Origin of the sequence: Pedobacter sp. Leaf41 (assembly GCF_001422545.1) — a bacterium.
In the GTDB taxonomy this organism is placed as follows: domain Bacteria; phylum Bacteroidota; class Bacteroidia; order Sphingobacteriales; family Sphingobacteriaceae; genus Pedobacter.
In genome coordinates this window covers 84,508-101,112 of the sequence record NZ_LMLE01000006.1, presented here as the reverse complement: position 1 = coordinate 101,112, position 16,605 = coordinate 84,508, and the positions used below count along the sequence as shown (strand labels likewise).

Here is a 16,605-nt window from a genome sequence, read left to right as displayed (position 1 = left end):
AATTGCACTCGAAAATAATGAGGTATTTCTTTCACATTGCATATCAAGGACAGTACTTTAGTGGTTGGCAGAAACAACCTGGCGTTAAAAGTGTACAAGAGGTTATTGAGCAAACCCTTTCTAAAATATTAAAGTTGCCAATTGCTATTAATGGCTGTGGAAGAACGGACGCTCATGTTCATGCAAGTCAATTTTTTTTTCATGCAGATATAGAAAAAACGATTGATTTTGATTTGCTGTATATCCTAAATAAAGCACTTCCCTATAACATTGCTGTGTTCGACATTATCAAAATGGAAGGCAAGCCACACGCCCGTTTTGATGCCGTTCAACGCAAGTACGATTATTTTGTACACACCTACAAAGATCCTTTTCTGAGTACACAGAGTTCATTTTATCAGGTCAATGATCTTAATTTTGATAAAATGAAAGCTGTGGTAAAGCTTCTGCCAAAATATAAAGATTACAGGGCTTTTTGTACTCATCCAGACAAGTATGAACATACCATCTGCAATGTAATGGAAGCCGATTTATCCGTAAATCCGAAAGGAGATCGTTTCCGGTTTCACATTGCGAGCAACCGTTTTCTCGGCAAAATGATTCGCATTACGATGGGTAAAATTTTAATGGTAGGTAAAAATGAGCTGAGTGTCGATGAGTTTGAAAATGACCTGATCACCCTGCAAGCATCAAAATTATCATTGCCAGCGCACCCAACCGGATTGTATTTATCAAAAGTAACCTACCCCTACTTAAACCTAGAACCTAGAACTGATTTTATTAGCCCCTTACTCGGAACTGAATGGATTTCGGTATAATTGTAGCATTTTTAATGTCAGTTTCGTTTTACCAATAAAACAAGAACAACAATGATGAAAACGCTTAGCTACATCCTCCTTTCAGTTTTATTAACCAGTTTCGGTTGCAAGAAAAAGAACCTAGAAACCAACTCAAGCATCGAATTTGCATTGAACAAATCGCAGATGGTTAATTCTGCAAACGTCACAGTAACCAACATCAACGATAACCGATGTCCTCCAAATGCAGACTGTATTACCGCTGGTAAGGCTGAGGCGCAGCTCTCGGTAAAAGTTAATGGCGAAACCAAAGATTTAACGCTGTGCATTGGCGGAGATTGTAACAAAGTCGGCCTATCAGATCAGCAAACTTTCAGTGTTGCAAGCGTAAATTACACCGTTAAACTTGTTGAAGTAAATCCATACAATACTTTTGAAAAAGCGGTTGTGCCAAAAACGGTAAAGCTGCAAGTAACAAAAATGTAATTCCGATTTAAGTCTATAAAAAAACCCTCTTCAAAATTAATCTTGAAGAGGGTTTTTTCTTGCCTTTGAACTTTAGTGTTTCAGCTTATTTAAGCGTCAATTTTGGCATATTTTGCATTACGCTCAATAAACTCTCTACGTGGGGCAACTTCATCGCCCATTAACATAGAGAAAGTATGGTCGCATTCTGCTGCACTTTCAATTGTGGCTTGTAATAAAGTACGGGTAGCAGGATTTAATGTAGTATCCCAAAGCTGCTCGGCATTCATCTCACCCAAACCTTTATAACGTTGAATGTGTACACTATCTTCTTTACCTGCACCTTTTAAACGTTGTACAGCAGCATCGCGTTGTACGTCATTCCAGCAGTATTCAAATTCTTTACCTTTTTTAACCTGATAAAGCGGTGGTGATGCAATGTAAACATATCCAGCTTCAATTAAAGCCCTCATGTAACGATAAAAGAAAGTCAGGATCAACGTTGTAATGTGCGAACCGTCGATATCAGCATCCGTCATGATTACGATTTTGTGATAACGAAGTTTCGTCATGTTCAAAGCCTTATCATCTTCTGGCGTACCAATGCTTACACCTATAGCCGTAAACATATTTTTGATCTCGTCGTTTTCGTAAATTTTGTGCTCCATCGCCTTTTCCACATTCAAAATTTTACCTTTTAAAGGTAAAATAGCTTGAATGTTTCTATCGCGACCTTGTTTAGCGGTACCACCCGCCGAGTCACCCTCTACAAGGTAAATTTCACATTTTTCAGGATCACTGTCAGAGCAATCGGCTAGTTTACCTGGCAAGCCAGAACCACCCATGACACTCTTCCGTTGAACCATTTCACGAGCTTTACGAGCCGCAGCACGAGCAGTAGCCGCCAAAATCACTTTATTGATGATCATTTTAGCTTCTTTGGGATTTTCTTCCAAATAAGCACCTAACGCCTCACCAACCGCGATATCTACAGCACCCATCACCTCACTGTTACCCAACTTAGTTTTGGTCTGCCCTTCAAATTGAGGCTCTTGAACCTTAACAGAAACTACAGCAGTTAAACCTTCTCTAAAGTCATCACCAGTGATTTCCATCTTCAGGTTTTTCAACAATCCTGATTTATCAGCATAACTTTTTAAAGTACGTGTTAAACCTCTACGGAAACCAGCAATGTGTGTTCCACCCTCATGTGTATTAATGTTGTTTACGTACGAGTGAACATTTTCCGAGTAACTGTCATTGTATTGGAAAGCCAACTCTACCGGAACTCCGTTTTTTATACCGTCAATATAAATTGGTTCAGGTAAAAACGATGCACGAGTACCGTCCAAAAACGTAACGAACTCTTTTAAACCACCTTCTGATTGAAAAACTTCTGATAAAAATGAACCATCTTCCAACGTTTCACGCTCATCAGTAAGTGTTAGTTTAATTCCTTTGTTAAGGAAAGCCAATTCGCGTAAACGACTGGCAAGAGTATCATATTTATATTCAGTAGTTTGCGTAAAAATAGTAGCATCCGGACTAAAAGTTACGATCGTACCACGCTTATCGGTAGTTCCAACTTCTTTCACATCATATTGCGGAACACCAATTTTATATTCCTGCATCCAAATTTTACCCTCGCGATGCACTTCTGCCTTCAAATCGGTAGATAATGCATTTACGCAACTTACCCCAACACCGTGTAAACCCCCAGAAACTTTGTAAGTATCCTTATCGAATTTACCACCTGCGTGTAAAACCGTCATTACAATTTCAAGCGCCGATTTATTTTCTTTCGTATTAATACCAGTCGGAATACCACGACCATTATCCTCTACTCTAATCGAATTTCCTTCTAAAATTCTAACGTCAATAGTATCTGCATGACCGGCCAAAGCCTCGTCAATCGAGTTATCTACCACTTCGTAAACCAAGTGGTGCAAACCTTTTACACCAGTATCACCTATATACATCGAAGGGCGCTTACGCACCGCTTCCAAACCTTCTAAAACCTGTATATTATCTGCCGAATAATTTGACTTTAAATCTTGTTCTTCGCTCATATATTAATTAAAAACTATAAGTATCAAAAATACGGAAATTTTGGCAATTAAACTAATATGTGGATAAGTTTTAAGAGGTTAAAAACTTATCTATAAAACGGCTTATCGGGCATTTAAATGAGGATTTGGAAAGCAAAATCAGCTCTTCCAATAGATGTCAGTCCCGCTGTTTATTACAAGGCTCAATGAAGAATTGAGCGCTTTCCATTTTCATCGGGTTTAGGTGGCTAAAATCTGCAACTATCAAGAACAAAAATTCGAATTAAACCTCGTCAAACACATGAAACGTTCCTACAGAACGAAATACCAAATCTTTATTCTTTTTATACCGAGGAGACGTTCTGATGGGACGACGGAACTGTTTAAATAACAGCGTTGGTGACATGATCACATTTCAATTTGCTAGAGTTGCTTACAATATTTAAATGATGGTATAAGCCTTAATTGAGGTACTAAAAAAGCAAGCAACGTATTTTCGTTCCGTAGGAACGTTTCCTCGGCAGAAAATGTTTCATTGACAAGAGAAACAGACAACGCATTTTTTCGTTCCTTAGGAACGTTTCCTGCGAAAAAACAACAATTGAATTCATATTCTTTGAAACGTTTCTTAGATTTTGAACCCTGCAACCATAAATTTAAGCACTACCAGCGCCACTTAAACCCGACAAAAGCGAACACGTCTCCCGATTTTTTTTATCGGGAGAGGTAAAGCGGCTGGCGGGACAAGCTTTAAAACAGAACACCACATTTGCTTTTCAAATAATAATTGACAACTAAACTTCGTTAAATCAACCTATAAACGATTATAATTGAAAAGTTTATGGGCAGAAACTATTTATTGCATACTTAATTATCATTTTTATCTTTGCTGAAATTTATTAAACAATAATGGAAAGAAGAACCTTTAAAACCTTTGGTTTATTTGCGACTGCTGCTTTAATTACAGCATTTTCTGCATGTCAAAACAAAGACGCTAAAACAACTGAAACTAAGAAAACAGATAGCACCACAGCAGCAGTAGCGCCGAGCGAAAAAATTGTTTACGTCAACTCTGATTCTTTATTAACTAAATATGAATACTTCAAAGATTTGAAAGTAAAATTTGAAGGTAAAACTAAAAATGCTCAGGCCGATATGCAAGCTAAAGGTCAGGCTTTTCAAAGAGAGTTGGCTCAATACCAACAATCTGCTCAAACTTTATCTGCTGATCAACGTAAATCGACTGAAGAACGTTTAGGTCGTAAACAACAAGAATTACAATCTTACCAACAAAATGCTGGTGCAGCGTTACAAAACGAGCAAGCTGCCGAAAACGAAAAACTTTATGATAAAGTTGCTGACTATTTAAAAGGTTATGCGAAAGAAAAAGGCTATAAAATGGTTTTAACCTACTCTAAAGGGAACAGCGCTATTTTATTTGCTGATGAAACTTTAGATGTAACATCAGAAGTGATTAAAGGCTTAAACGCTCAATACAGCAAGAAATAAATTTGAAGTAGAAATATAAAAATGCCCCGATTCATCGGGGCATTTTTTTTGCTTAAATATTTATCATGAAAAACGATCACGAAGAATTTATGCGCATGGCTATTGCGCTATCGATACAAAATGTTACAGAAAGTATTGGTACCCCATTTGGAGCGGTAATTGTGAAAGATGGAAAATTTGTTGCCGGCTCGGCCAATAAAGTTACTTCTACCAATGATCCAACAGCACATGCTGAAGTTTCGGTCATTCGTTTAGCCTGCCAGAAATTAAACACTTTCGATTTAAGTGGTTGTGTAATTTATACGAGTTGCGAACCTTGCCCAATGTGTTTAGGAGCCATCTATTGGTCTCGGATTAAAACAATTTATTTTGCCAACACCAAAGTTGACGCAGAAAATAACGGCTTCAGCGATAAGTTTATTTACGAAGAACTGGAAAAGCCAATGAATAAACGGTCGTTACCTGTGGTACAAATGATGCGAGATGAAGCGATGCAAGCATTTAAACTCTGGGGCAATTCAGCAATGAAAATAGATTTTTAAAAACCAGGTTCAGCTTTTTGCTGAAACTGTTTTCGTCGCCGATAATAAATTTAATCTGAATTCCTTCTTTTATGTAAGCACTTAATACGTCAAATCTTGCAGTGTTTTAGCATCCACAAATACATGCAAATCTTCTTGTCTTAAGAACCCTGTAATGATTTCATGGATAAATAGACTTAAAGTTGAACTTAAAACATCAATAAAGAATTAAAAATTTAAGGAACAATTTTTGCAACAGACTCAAATATGAATTATGAACAAAAAATAACGAGTGAAGTTGATTTCTGGAAATTTAAAATTTTACAAAAGCCATCACTTTTTAATAAAGTGACTAATTCTGTTCAAAAAAAAATTAACAGTTATATCCCTGATAAAGTTCACAATGCGATAACCACAGCAATAAAACAAATGGTTAAAGCCGTACTTTTTGGTTCTACATTTACCACTTCGAAACCATTAACCGATTTGACATTGATGCATCGAGAAGCATTAATTAAACAGAAAATCGAAAGTTATAAGAAAACAGGAGCAGCAGAAGGTGGAATTACAGGAGCAGGAGGATTCTTGATGAGCTTAGCTGATTTTCCTCTATTGCTGGGCATTAAGATGAAAATGCTTTTCGATATTGCTGCCGTTTATGGTTACGATGTCAAAGATTATCGCGAGCGTTTATTTATCCTTCACATTTTTCAACTGGCATTTTCTAGTAAAGAAGAGAGCCAAAATATTTTTGTTAAAATGCAGGATTGGGATAATAAAGCACATCAACTTCCAACAAATATCGATGAATTTGACTGGCTTACCTTTCAGCAGCAATACCGAGATTATATTGACTTGGCTAAGCTGGCTCAAATGCTACCATTTGTTGGTGCTGCAGTGGGTGCGGTTGCAAATTACAAATTGATCGATAAGTTAGGAAAAACTGCTATGATGAGCTATAGAATGCGTTTTTTCAGCTTGCAGTATGCAATAATAAGTACTGACGAAACTGAAAATCAGAATTTGAAAATTAGTTAATCTTCATCATCAAACAAACCACTAATTAAGTCATCAGTCTCTCTCCGGTCTTTTTTAGTTGGTCGGCCAGTTCCCCGATCTCGCTTTAAGTTAGGCGAGTGAAATGCTGATTTAAAAGCATTGGTTTCCTCTAGCGGTGTTAGATCTTTGTATTTAGTTAAGGCAGTTGGTGAATCTGTTCTGTTATAAGAAAAATCAACAACTTCAATCACTTTCTTTTCTATTCCTTTTGATACCTGATAAACATCGCCAATCTTCACGATAGCTGAAGGCTTTATATTTTGCCCTTTTAATTTCACACGGCCAGCTTTACAAGCTTCAGTAGCCAGGCTTCGAGTTTTAAACAACCTAATCGCCCACAAGTATTTATCTATCCTAAGTTTTTCCGTTTCCGCCATGATGCTTTGTTAGTTGGTGTTGTTTACAAGGTGCATATCCTAAAAATCCAAGTCTGCAACTTATAAAAACCAAAGTTAAGCAACCTAAACTAAAAACGAAACCACCAAACTGATCAAAAAAAACCAAACACCTAAAAATCTAAAAAACCAAAAAAATTGAGTTATTTTGCGTAAAATTTAAAAACATCATGTATTCAGATTTAAAGAAATTAATTGAAGCCGCTTGGGAAGACAGAACTCTTTTAAAGTACAGCAACTATTGCGAAGCTATTGAAACCGTAATTTTAGGATTAGATAAGGGTGAAATTCGTGTTGCTGAACCAGTTTTGAACTCTTGGGGCATTAATGAATGGGTAAAGAAAGCGGTAATTTTATATTTCCCAATTCGCGAGATGAAGGAAATAAAAAGCGGGCCATTTGTTTACCACGATAAAATGGACTTAAAAACCGATTACAAAGCAACTGGAGTTCGTGTGGTGCCAATGGCAAGTGCTCGTTACGGTTCGTTTTTGGCTAAGGGTGTTATCATGATGCCATCTTATGTAAATATCGGTGCGTATGTTGATGAAGGTACCATGGTTGATACCTGGGCTACTGTTGGTTCATGTGCACAAATCGGAAAACGGGTTCACTTAAGCGGTGGAGTTGGTATTGGTGGTGTTTTAGAACCTGTACAGGCTGCTCCGGTAATTATTGAGGATGATGCGTTTTTAGGATCGAGAGCCATTGTAGTGGAAGGTGTAAAAGTAGAAAGAGAAGCAGTTCTTGGTGCAAACGTGGTTTTAACTGCATCGACTAAGATCATTGATGTAACTGGCCCAACTCCTATCGAATATAAAGGTATCGTTCCAGCTCGTTCAGTTGTAATTCCAGGAAGCTATACTAAAAAATTCCCATCAGGAGATTATCAAGTTCCATGTGCTTTAATTATTGGTAAACGTAAAGAAAGCACAGATAAAAAGACTTCACTTAACGATGCGTTGAGAGAAAACAATGTAGCAGTATAGTAATTAGTTAAGAGTTGAAAGTGGAAGGTAATATGGTGCAAGAAAATCGCGAAAGTTTGATTTCTCTGCAAGAGAACTTTCAACTTTCAACTTTAAACATTAAACTCCGAATTGGTTTCGACGGTAAACGGGCTGCGAATAATTTAACAGGCTTAGGCAATTATAGCCGATCGTTAATTGAAGCCTTATCCAAACAATTTCCTGAAAACCAATACCTTGTTTATTCGCCAAAAGTAAAATCTTCAAGGCAGATAGATGCTTTTTTCGAAGTGGAAAACATTCAGCTTAAACTACCAATAAACGGAACCTTTTTGTGGCGCTCACTAAATATTCTGAAAGATTTACTGAGAGATAAAGTTCAGATTTTCCATGGCCTAAGTCATGAAATTCCTTTCGCTATTCAGCATACAAAAATCAAATCCATTGTTACAATTCACGATTTAATCTTCCTTCGTTTCCCACAGTACTATAAATTTATCGATCGGAAATTGTACGAATGGAAGAGCAGATCTGCCTGTAAAAGAGCTGATCAAATCATCGCAATAAGCGAAAAAACGAAGGCAGACATCATTGAATTTTACGGCATAAATCCTGAAAAAATTGAAGTCATTTATCAAAGTTGCGATGATAGTTTTAAAACGCCCTTTCCTCAAACTACACTTGATAAAATCCGAACCACTTATAAATTACCTCACAAATACTTATTAAATGTTGGCACCATTGAAAATCGGAAAAACCTCAAACTGATTGTCCAAGCACTTAAAGATGTGAACGAAGAATATAAGCTGGTAGTGATAGGAAAGAAAACAACCTATTTTAAAGAAGTAGAAAAGGAAATTAAGCTTTTAAGATTGAGCGACAGAATTATTTTCCTTAAGAACATTCCTTTTGCAGATTTGCCAGGCATCTACCAAATGGCTAGTGTATTCGTTTACCCCTCTTTTTATGAAGGATTTGGGATCCCCATTATAGAAGCCCTGTATTCTGGAATACCCACAATTGCGGCGATTGGTTCTTGTTTAGAAGAAGCTGGCGGGCCAGACAGTATTTATGTCAACCCCAATGATCCCGAAGGTTTATCAGCAGCAATAACTCAGGTGTTATCGTCTTCAACGCTACAAAACGAGATGAAACAAAAAGGGCTGGAATTTGTTCAAAAATTCAACAGCCCTCTAGTAACGCAGCAATTAATGCATTGCTATCAAAAAGTTTTAAGCTAATTATTTAGCTGCAAGTGCATTTGGCGGATACTGCGCCAAAATTTCTCTTACGCCTGTATACAATCTTTCTTCTCGTTTATTTAAATTATCAAGGTTAAAGCCAGAGCCTCTTCCATGCCAAAATAATATTTTTTTGTCAGGATCTAAAAAGTCGATAATGATGGTTCCTTCTATGTATTGGTTAACATAAGTTGGACCACCGCCCCAACCCCAGCCTCCCCAGCCACCACGCCAGCCCCAGCCGCCGCCCCAACCCCAACCACCAAAGCCAGAGTTGTACACGTCAGTTTTTTCTCTTCCTACCACAACAAGGTTTACCAGCATACTAGGTTTATCAGCCTTAACAAATCCTTTTGCGTTCATTTCAGCTTCTACAGCAGCCATCAATCTGCGTTTATCAAGATTATTAAGCCTTACCCGCTCAATTCCTTTGTCGTAGAAATTGTAAGTTTTATAGGTGCTGAAATCTACGTTTTTATCGTAGTCGGATGCTGTCCGAAGACTCGAACATCCTGTTAATGCAAATACGACTGTAAATATCATTAGTAGTGTTTTAAATGTTTTCATTTGTGCGTTGTTTTTATTTGAATAACCTGAAATAAATATAGTGATTTTGTATATACAAAAATACCGAGATCAATAATTTTACAATTTTATTGTCAATTAAAAAACGAATAAATATTGATTTAGTTTTAGCTTATAGCGCTTAGCTTTAGGATATTATGAAAATTTAACATTTGATAGAAAAAGCTAACTTTGCAGTATGTTAAAAGATGTAATTAATAGCGCTTTAGAAGTGATTAAAAATGGGGGAGTAATCCTCTATCCTACTGATACCATTTGGGGTTTAGGTTGCGATGCCACTAATGCCGATGCGGTAGAAAAACTGCTTAAAATCAAGAATCGGCCAGCAGAAAAAAGCCTGATTGTGCTTTTGGATGTGGACAGCAAGCTTCAAAGCTATGTTAAAGAAATTCCTGAGGTGGCCTATGATTTAATTGAATACGCAGAAAACCCCTTGACAATCATTTTTTCTGATGCAAAAAATTTAGCTTCAAATGTGATCAATACAGATAGAAGCGTAGGCATTCGTATAGTTAAACATGATTTTTGTACGCCACTCATTCAGCGGTTTAAAAAGCCTATAGTATCAACATCAGCAAATATAAGTGGCAAACCATCACCACAGTTTTTCGATGATATCGACCCTGAAATTATCGAAGCTGTCGATTATGTGGTAGACTTTCAGCAAGAAGACCGCAGCATCAAAAAAGCATCTACTATCATGAAACTTAGGCCAAGCGGTCAATTTGAATTCATCCGCAAGTAAATTTTAGTACTTTTGTAACCTATTTAAATCGCCTTTGCCCCTAAATTTTTAGGGATGTATGTGTATATGCTAATCCCAAATGATCAAGATAGCATGACGATTTCAAAACTATGCAGCAACATCTTCAAAATCCAATTTTTAAAACACTATCTGCTATTGCCGATAAAAATAACACTGAAGCCTATGTTATTGGGGGTTTTGTGAGGGATTTATTTTTAAACCGACCTTCAAAAGATATTGATGTGGTTGTGGTGGGCAGTGGCATTGAATATGCCGAAGCCGTTGGCAAAAAGTTAAATAGCAAAGTGGCTATTTTTAAAAACTTCGGAACTGCAAATATAAAATATCAGGATTTAGAAGTCGAATTTGTTGGGGCGAGAAAAGAATCTTACCGATCAGATTCCAGAAAACCCATTGTAGAAGATGGTAGTTTAGAGGATGACCAACTCCGCAGAGATTTTACAATCAACGCCTTGGCTATTAATTTAAACGCCAATCACTTTGGCGAACTGTTAGATCCTTTCAATGGACTTAAAGATTTAGAAAACAAACTCATCCGTACGCCATTGGATCCCGAGGTAACTTTTTCCGATGATCCCTTACGTATGATGAGGGCAATCCGCTTTGCCGCACAATTGAATTTCGATATAGATCTGGCTGCCTTAAACGCAATTAAGACGCAGAAAAAAAGAATTAGTATTGTTTCCAAGGAGCGAATTACCGATGAAATGAACAAAATCATTTTATCGCCAGTTCCTTCTATTGGTTTCAAACACCTGTTTAATACAGGCTTGCTGGAAATTATTTTTCCTCAAATGGCTCAGCTTTATGGTGTTGAAATTATTAAAGGAAAAGGACATAAAGATAACTTTTACCATACGCTTGAGGTATTAGATAACATTTGCGCAGAAACTGATGATTTGTGGCTGCGCTGGGCTGCAATTCTGCATGACATTGCCAAGCCCGCTACCAAACGTTTTGAAGAAGGCCACGGCTGGACGTTTCATGGCCATGAAGATAGAGGAGCGAAAATGGTTCCGAAAATCTTTGCTCAGCTTAAGCTTCCATTGAACGAAAAAATGAAATTCGTGCAGAAGCTGGTTCAATTGCATTTACGCCCAATTGTTTTAGCACAAGAAACTGTTACCGATTCTGCAGTGAGAAGACTTTTATTCGATGCTGGTGAAGAAATTGAAAGTTTAATGATGCTGTGCAACGCTGATGTTACCACCAAAAACGAATATAAAAAAACTAAATACCGACGAAATTTTGAACTGGTTAAGATAAAGCTGAAAGATGTTGAGGAACGTGATCAACTTCGTAACTGGCAACCACCAATAACCGGACTTAATATTATGGAAACTTTTGGTTTACCAGCAGGTAAAGAAGTGGGGCTAATCAAAAATGCGATACGCGAAGCTATCCTCGAGGGAGAAATTAAAAATGATTACGATGAAGCATATCACTTTATGCTAAATCAGGCAAAACAAATGGGTTTAAATCCTGTTAATAAGTAATTTAATGCCCATACATCAATTAAACGCAACCTTTTTATATTTTTTGTTGTTTGTGGTAATATAAATTAACTTTATTTTTACGGTTCCAAAATACAATAATGGCTATTTATAAATTTAGAATTACTTTCGAAGATTTTGATGATGTTGTGAGAGAGATCGACATTAAATCAAACCAAACTTTTGAAGACCTGCACAAGGCTATTCATAAATCTACTGGTTACAATGCCGAAAAACCATCATCATTTTATGTAAGTACTGATAATTGGCTAAAAGGTGATGAAATTGCCTACTTACCCAATGAGCGGAAAAAAGACCGGGTGGTTTTAATGGAAAATTCTAAGTTAAGTGGTTTTATTGAAGATCCTCATCAAAAATTTTATTACATCTATAATTTCGATCGACCTTACGATTTTCATGTGGAATTAGTGAAAATCGTTTTAAATCCTGATCCGAATATCGAATATCCGTTTCTAGCAAAGAGTACTGGTGAGGCTCCTAAAATCATGGAGCAAAATGGTCCGCAATCGGTTGACCCTCGAGGTGCTGTTGCAGCAGCAAGTGAATTTGATTTTTTAAATGAAATGAACTTTGTTCCAGAAGATACAGACGAATTGGAAGCAATGGGTGAAATGGGAATCAATGAGAAAGAATCAGATGATGATGAAGAAAGTGAAGATGATGAGTTTGGTGACGAATTCTCTGACGGAGATAACTTCGATGATGATCAAAAAGAGGATTATTAATCTATCCCATAATTAAAGTAAACTTAAAGCTGTCAAATATTTAAATTTGACAGCTTTTGTTTTTAAATCCAGTTTATGCCGAATAAAAAGACGCTAATATCTATCGTTGGTCCAACCGCTATTGGAAAAACAGCTTTGGCTATTCAAGTTGCTCAACACTTTAATACCGAAATTATCTCGGCAGATTCTCGTCAGTTTTTTCGGGAGATGGAGATTGGTACCGCAAAACCTTCTCGTGATGAACTTGCTGCCGCAAAACATCATTTCATCAATTCACATTCGATTACTCAACTGTTCAGCACCGGCGATTTTGAAATAGAAGGCCTGCAAAAGTTAACGGAAATTTTCGATCAGCATCATACAGCGATCATGGTCGGTGGATCTGGCTTGTATGTGAATGCGCTAATTAATGGTTTGGATGAAATGCCAGAAATTGATTTATCTATAAGAGAAAAATTAAATAAACGATTTGAAATAGAAGGTTTGAGTAGCATTCAAGAGCAACTTTCTATCCTTGATCCCGAATATTTTGCGAAGGTGGATCAAAACAATCCGCAGAGAATGATCAGAGGTCTGGAAGTATTTTTATCCACTGGAAAAAAACTTTCGTCGATGCTTTCTGCTACAAAGAAAGTACGTCCGTTTAATATGATTAAATTTGGCTTGAATACCGACAGAGCCTTTTTATACGATCGAATTAATCAGCGTGTTGATCAAATGATTGCTAATGGCCTGGTAGAGGAAGTGAAATCTTTAAGGAGCTTCAGAAAATATAACGCTCTTAACACCGTTGGTTACAGTGAAATTTTCGACTATCTGGATGGCAAAATCGCGTTAGAAGATGCCATTAATGCCATTAAACAAAATACGCGAAGATTTGCAAAAAGACAGTTGACTTGGTTTCGTAGAGACGAAGAGATAAAATGGTTCGAGCCTAATGATACGGAAAATGTGATTAGCTATATTGAAGATAGATTATAACTAAAAAAGGATTCACAAATTGTGAATCCTTTTTTGTTGAAGTTGATTATTTATCTGGGAACTTCACACCTCTATATTTAGTAATATCAATGGAAGGAATTGTAGAATTGTATTTGCTATTAATGGCATCAATAAACACATTTGCAATTACCGCGTTTCCTCTTGGTGTAAGGTGAATGCCATCCAATGAAAATGCGCCACCAGTGATAAAAGCCGAATTAATATTAATTCCCTGAATAGCGATACCAGCTTTAACCATATTTAAATAAGTGTAAGTATCTGCTACTGCTAAACCTTTACTATTAGCAAGCGATTTAATTGTACTGTTGTAGCTGTTTACATAATCTTTAACGCGTATAATCTCATCTTTATCCAGCACCCAATTATTGGCAATTGGATTTCTTGGATCCAGTCCATATGGAATTGTTCCTGTGCCAAACAAACCAGCAGTTTGGAAAGGTAAACGAATCAAATCTTCGCCGGTAGCGGCTCTAACACCAGTTCCAGTTTGGATAAATACTGCAACAGCAGCCGGATTTATTGCTTTAGCAGCCGCTAATAACGCACCCACTGTTACGGTATTAAAATAAGGCACAGCCGTAACATCAGGAATAGTTCCTACCACCCCTTTTTGACCGCCAGCAGTTAATGCATTTATCAAATTAGAATACAACATTGAAAATGTAGCCTTATCCGTCAACACATTTGTTGCGTCAGTGGTTACGCCTCCATTTGTTGCCCAGCCCAAGGCGTCGTTATTTCCTAACCATAAAGAAAAAAAGCTGTGATTTCTGCCTTGTATAAACTGAAAATAAGTTGTTGTTCCTACTTGTGTATCACTGAGTAAACGCTCCATATACATATTTGCAGCACTGTAAGGGGCCGCAAAAGCCAAATCAACACGCATTCCCGGAATGCCCAGGTTCTGAACTTCTCCGGTATACTTTGCCAAATGGGTTGCATCTCGATAAGCAAGATTCGTGGTAACGTTGGCCAGAGTTGGACTTCCATTTACCAAAGCCGATAAGGTTAAATATCCAGAACCATTTGCTTGAGCATCAGCGAAAAATGGCGAGGTGAAAGCTCCGCCACCCACTGTAGCCATTTGTGCAGCCAATAAATTCGGATAGGCTACTTTTTGCCCCTCTAGGTAAAGGCCACCGTCTGCAAAACCAGCAGTGAGTGAATTCCCAACAGCAATATATTTACTGAAATTTGCTTGCCCGGCGGTGGTGCCTGCAGGTGTTTCAATTTCTGGCTTACATGAAGCTGCGAATAAAACAACGGCAGCAAAAAGACTATTTAATATATATTTTTTCATTTAAATTTCTCCTACCACTTATAAGTTAATGAAAGACCAGGTGCATAAACTAACGTTTTGAAAGTGCCATCTAAACCAGTTTCTATATTTTTTTGCTTACGCGATTGAACATCTTCAAAGAAAAACGAAGCATTTACTTCAAAACGGCTTGTCGGTGCATAGCCTACACCAGCACTTAGAATATAACGATTTGCGTCTGGAGCTTCTGGCGTAACATATCCATCCTGGACAGGAGAAAATGCATAACCCACCCCAGCTCGTAATGATACTTTTTCAGATGCCTTGTGATCTACACCTAATTTAAACGAAGATCCATCGCGATAATTGCGGGCAGATTTCGTATCAGCCAAGGCAGGAGTGTTCACAGCATAATCAAAAGCCAATTCCTCGTAAACTCTCCACTGTACCCAACTCGCATCAAACGCAAGAGTAGTACTTTTTGAAAGTGGAATACCAATACCTAGAGTCGTTGTAGATGGCAATGGCAACTCTGCATTAAAAGTATTTCCGGCTGGGAAAGATGACCTTAATGACTCGGGAACATCAAAAGTTGCCGATCCACCATCCAATTTGGTAATTACTTTTGATTTATGAACCACCGCAAAGGTAATATTGCTTAATGTGTTAATGTATAAACCTGCATTCCATCCATAACCACTTCCAGTTCCTTCTAAAGTGGCATGACCGGAGCGTCCGTCAGGATAGTTCACAGGCAATGCCCTTTGTAAATTAACATCTCCGTGATTATAAACGAAGCCTGCTCCAATACCAATCCGATCGGTAATTTTAACACTTAAGGTAGGTTGAAAATAGATTGCCTTCAGGTTTAATGATGTCAATGCATATCTGCCAGACCAATCGTTACCCCAATCTACCAAACCTCCAAATGGAGTATAAACACCAAAACCTAACTTCCATTTATTTGATTTCGGACCCCAAACGGCATAAGCTTCAAAAGGCGGTGCAATTTTATTTTTAACGTTTTCAGTGATGTTTGATCCGTTTTGCTTAAAAGCAGATTTAAAAAGTAACGGATTAACACCCGCAGAAATAGAATTTTTTTCTAAAAAAGTAACTGCACCAGGATTGAAAAAAACTGAAGCTTCGTCCAAAGCCAGTGCCGAGCCGGCGCCAGCCATTCCTATTTGTTTTTGTCCTTGTAAATTGACTTGGAAACCTTGTCCCAGCACCCATAGCGGAGCAGAAAATAATAAGGCTAATAAAAGTTTTCTCATAGTTTAATATATGGTTATAGCAGAATGCCTACTATGCTAACATAGCAAGCAAAAATTTGTTTTTAAGATGACCCTGAAAACTTTGCAGGCTATGCTTGAGCGGTTGGCCCTCCAAAACCCATTGGAAACGGTGGTTCCTCTTGCGTTTTGATTCTACCGTTTACCGCTTCAAACTTCTGGATATTGTCATCCAAAGCAACAAGTAATCGTTTGGCGTGTTCTGGCGTTAAAATAATTCTTGATTTAACTTTTGCCTTCGGAATTCCCGGCATTACACGAATAAAATCTAACACGAATTCGGTATTGGAATGGGTAATAATGGCAAGATTTGAAAAAATACCTTCAGCGATTTCTTCAGATAGCTCTATGTTTAATTGATTTTCGTTTTGTTGTTCTTCCATGATGTGGTAAATTTTGCACTGTTCTTAATAGAGCATTTAAAGGTAATATTTTATCATTAAGACTAAAAAAATAT

The 16,605-nt window shown here is 37.4% G+C and carries 17 protein-coding genes; 11 read left to right on the top strand and 6 right to left on the bottom strand.

All coding sequences use genetic code 11. From position 1 onward, the window contains the following. Window positions 1-17 precede the first annotated feature (17 nt). Together ASE92_RS07640 and ASE92_RS07635 are read left to right on the top strand one after the other, a co-directional pair. Entirely contained in the window at window positions 18-818 is an 801-nt protein-coding gene (locus ASE92_RS07640; RefSeq protein ID WP_056849518.1) for a tRNA pseudouridine(38-40) synthase TruA, read from the top strand. A 51-nt stretch (window positions 819-869) separates the two neighbouring features. Then, a complete protein-coding gene (locus ASE92_RS07635; protein ID WP_157255687.1) occupies window positions 870-1,283 on the top strand; it encodes a hypothetical protein in 414 nt (137 codons plus the stop codon). A gap of 89 nt (window positions 1,284-1,372) precedes the next feature. On the opposite strand, the gene gyrB is transcribed toward ASE92_RS07635, so the two are convergent. Continuing rightward, on the bottom strand, window positions 1,373-3,331 hold the full coding sequence (gene gyrB / locus ASE92_RS07630; protein WP_056849516.1) for a DNA topoisomerase (ATP-hydrolyzing) subunit B: 1,959 nt from the start codon (window positions 3,329-3,331) through the stop codon (window positions 1,373-1,375). A gap of 888 nt (window positions 3,332-4,219) precedes the next feature. Here gyrB and ASE92_RS07625 point away from each other — a divergent pair. The 3 genes from ASE92_RS07625 (at window position 4,220) to ASE92_RS07615 (ending at window position 6,378) form a co-directional block, all read left to right on the top strand. Then, window positions 4,220-4,819 carry an OmpH family outer membrane protein gene (locus tag ASE92_RS07625; protein ID WP_056849515.1) on the top strand — a complete coding sequence of 200 codons (600 nt, stop codon included), beginning with the start codon at window positions 4,220-4,222 and terminating at the stop codon, window positions 4,817-4,819. A 65-nt stretch (window positions 4,820-4,884) separates the two neighbouring features. Then, entirely contained in the window at window positions 4,885-5,361 is a 477-nt protein-coding gene (locus ASE92_RS07620; protein WP_056849514.1) for a nucleoside deaminase, read from the top strand. A gap of 246 nt (window positions 5,362-5,607) precedes the next feature. Then, complete coding sequence (locus ASE92_RS07615; protein ID WP_056849513.1) at window positions 5,608-6,378, top strand: EcsC family protein; 771 nt, start codon at window positions 5,608-5,610, stop codon at window positions 6,376-6,378. Here ASE92_RS07615 and ASE92_RS07610 read toward each other — a convergent pair. After that, a complete protein-coding gene (locus ASE92_RS07610; RefSeq protein ID WP_056849512.1) occupies window positions 6,375-6,776 on the bottom strand; it encodes an RNA-binding S4 domain-containing protein in 402 nt (133 codons plus the stop codon). The genes ASE92_RS07615 and ASE92_RS07610 overlap by 4 nt on opposite strands. Window positions 6,777-6,964: 188 nt before the next feature. Between ASE92_RS07610 and ASE92_RS07605 the strand changes: the two genes are divergently transcribed. After that, window positions 6,965-7,783: a 2,3,4,5-tetrahydropyridine-2,6-dicarboxylate N-succinyltransferase gene (locus ASE92_RS07605; RefSeq protein WP_056849511.1), complete on the top strand. Its 819-nt coding sequence runs from the start codon at window positions 6,965-6,967 to the stop codon at window positions 7,781-7,783. 32 nt (window positions 7,784-7,815) lie between these two features. Continuing rightward, entirely contained in the window at window positions 7,816-9,003 is a 1,188-nt protein-coding gene (locus tag ASE92_RS07600) for a glycosyltransferase family 1 protein (RefSeq protein ID WP_082454973.1), read from the top strand. On the opposite strand, the gene ASE92_RS07595 is transcribed toward ASE92_RS07600, so the two are convergent. Then, on the bottom strand, window positions 9,004-9,570 hold the full coding sequence (locus ASE92_RS07595; protein WP_056849510.1) for a DUF4136 domain-containing protein: 567 nt from the start codon (window positions 9,568-9,570) through the stop codon (window positions 9,004-9,006). Between the two features lie 196 nt (window positions 9,571-9,766). On the opposite strand from ASE92_RS07595, the gene ASE92_RS07590 reads away from it, so the two are divergent. The 4 genes from ASE92_RS07590 (at window position 9,767) to miaA (ending at window position 13,574) form a co-directional block, all read left to right on the top strand. Further along, window positions 9,767-10,333: an L-threonylcarbamoyladenylate synthase gene (locus tag ASE92_RS07590; RefSeq protein WP_056849509.1), complete on the top strand. Its 567-nt coding sequence runs from the start codon at window positions 9,767-9,769 to the stop codon at window positions 10,331-10,333. A 110-nt stretch (window positions 10,334-10,443) separates the two neighbouring features. Continuing rightward, window positions 10,444-11,850 carry a CCA tRNA nucleotidyltransferase gene (locus tag ASE92_RS07585; RefSeq protein ID WP_056849508.1) on the top strand — a complete coding sequence of 469 codons (1,407 nt, stop codon included), beginning with the start codon at window positions 10,444-10,446 and terminating at the stop codon, window positions 11,848-11,850. Window positions 11,851-11,948: 98 nt separating this feature from the next. Continuing rightward, window positions 11,949-12,593 (top strand): hypothetical protein, encoded by a 645-nt coding sequence (locus ASE92_RS07580; RefSeq protein WP_056849507.1) that lies wholly within the window; start codon window positions 11,949-11,951, stop codon window positions 12,591-12,593. Between the two features lie 75 nt (window positions 12,594-12,668). Next, window positions 12,669-13,574, top strand: coding sequence for a tRNA (adenosine(37)-N6)-dimethylallyltransferase MiaA (gene miaA, locus ASE92_RS07575; protein ID WP_056849506.1), 906 nt, complete (start codon window positions 12,669-12,671; stop codon window positions 13,572-13,574). Between the two features lie 46 nt (window positions 13,575-13,620). Here the strand turns inward: miaA and ASE92_RS07570 are convergent, their stop codons facing one another. The 3 genes from ASE92_RS07570 to ASE92_RS07560 all read right to left on the bottom strand — a co-directional run bounded on the left by ASE92_RS07570 (window position 13,621) and on the right by ASE92_RS07560 (window position 16,531). Next, the gene (locus tag ASE92_RS07570) at window positions 13,621-14,895 is read right to left on the bottom strand and encodes an SGNH/GDSL hydrolase family protein (RefSeq protein ID WP_056849505.1); all 1,275 of its coding nucleotides are present in this window, start codon (window positions 14,893-14,895) and stop codon (window positions 13,621-13,623) included. Between the two features lie 11 nt (window positions 14,896-14,906). Further along, a complete protein-coding gene (locus tag ASE92_RS07565; protein ID WP_056849504.1) occupies window positions 14,907-16,130 on the bottom strand; it encodes an OmpP1/FadL family transporter in 1,224 nt (407 codons plus the stop codon). An 89-nt stretch (window positions 16,131-16,219) separates the two neighbouring features. Continuing rightward, window positions 16,220-16,531 carry a DUF3467 domain-containing protein gene (locus ASE92_RS07560; protein ID WP_056849503.1) on the bottom strand — a complete coding sequence of 104 codons (312 nt, stop codon included), beginning with the start codon at window positions 16,529-16,531 and terminating at the stop codon, window positions 16,220-16,222. Between the last annotated feature and the right edge of the window lie 74 nt (window positions 16,532-16,605).

Bases quoted from the DNA above. Each gene is read 5' to 3' on its own strand.
- ASE92_RS07640 (WP_056849518.1), top strand. From the start codon at position 18: ATGAGGTATTTCTTTCACATTGCATATCAAGGACAGTACTTTAGTGGT.
- ASE92_RS07635 (WP_157255687.1), top strand. From the start codon at position 870: ATGATGAAAACGCTTAGCTACATCCTCCTTTCAGTTTTATTAACCAGT.
- gyrB (WP_056849516.1), bottom strand. From the start codon at position 3,331: ATGAGCGAAGAACAAGATTTAAAGTCAAATTATTCGGCAGATAATATA.
- ASE92_RS07625 (WP_056849515.1), top strand. From the start codon at position 4,220: ATGGAAAGAAGAACCTTTAAAACCTTTGGTTTATTTGCGACTGCTGCT.
- ASE92_RS07620 (WP_056849514.1), top strand. From the start codon at position 4,885: ATGAAAAACGATCACGAAGAATTTATGCGCATGGCTATTGCGCTATCG.
- ASE92_RS07615 (WP_056849513.1), top strand. From the start codon at position 5,608: ATGAATTATGAACAAAAAATAACGAGTGAAGTTGATTTCTGGAAATTT.
- ASE92_RS07610 (WP_056849512.1), bottom strand. From the start codon at position 6,776: ATGGCGGAAACGGAAAAACTTAGGATAGATAAATACTTGTGGGCGATT.
- ASE92_RS07605 (WP_056849511.1), top strand. From the start codon at position 6,965: ATGTATTCAGATTTAAAGAAATTAATTGAAGCCGCTTGGGAAGACAGA.
- ASE92_RS07600 (WP_082454973.1), top strand. From the start codon at position 7,816: ATGGTGCAAGAAAATCGCGAAAGTTTGATTTCTCTGCAAGAGAACTTT.
- ASE92_RS07595 (WP_056849510.1), bottom strand. From the start codon at position 9,570: ATGAAAACATTTAAAACACTACTAATGATATTTACAGTCGTATTTGCA.
- ASE92_RS07590 (WP_056849509.1), top strand. From the start codon at position 9,767: ATGTTAAAAGATGTAATTAATAGCGCTTTAGAAGTGATTAAAAATGGG.
- ASE92_RS07585 (WP_056849508.1), top strand. From the start codon at position 10,444: ATGCAGCAACATCTTCAAAATCCAATTTTTAAAACACTATCTGCTATT.
- ASE92_RS07580 (WP_056849507.1), top strand. From the start codon at position 11,949: ATGGCTATTTATAAATTTAGAATTACTTTCGAAGATTTTGATGATGTT.
- miaA (WP_056849506.1), top strand. From the start codon at position 12,669: ATGCCGAATAAAAAGACGCTAATATCTATCGTTGGTCCAACCGCTATT.
- ASE92_RS07570 (WP_056849505.1), bottom strand. From the start codon at position 14,895: ATGAAAAAATATATATTAAATAGTCTTTTTGCTGCCGTTGTTTTATTC.
- ASE92_RS07565 (WP_056849504.1), bottom strand. From the start codon at position 16,130: ATGAGAAAACTTTTATTAGCCTTATTATTTTCTGCTCCGCTATGGGTG.
- ASE92_RS07560 (WP_056849503.1), bottom strand. From the start codon at position 16,531: ATGGAAGAACAACAAAACGAAAATCAATTAAACATAGAGCTATCTGAA.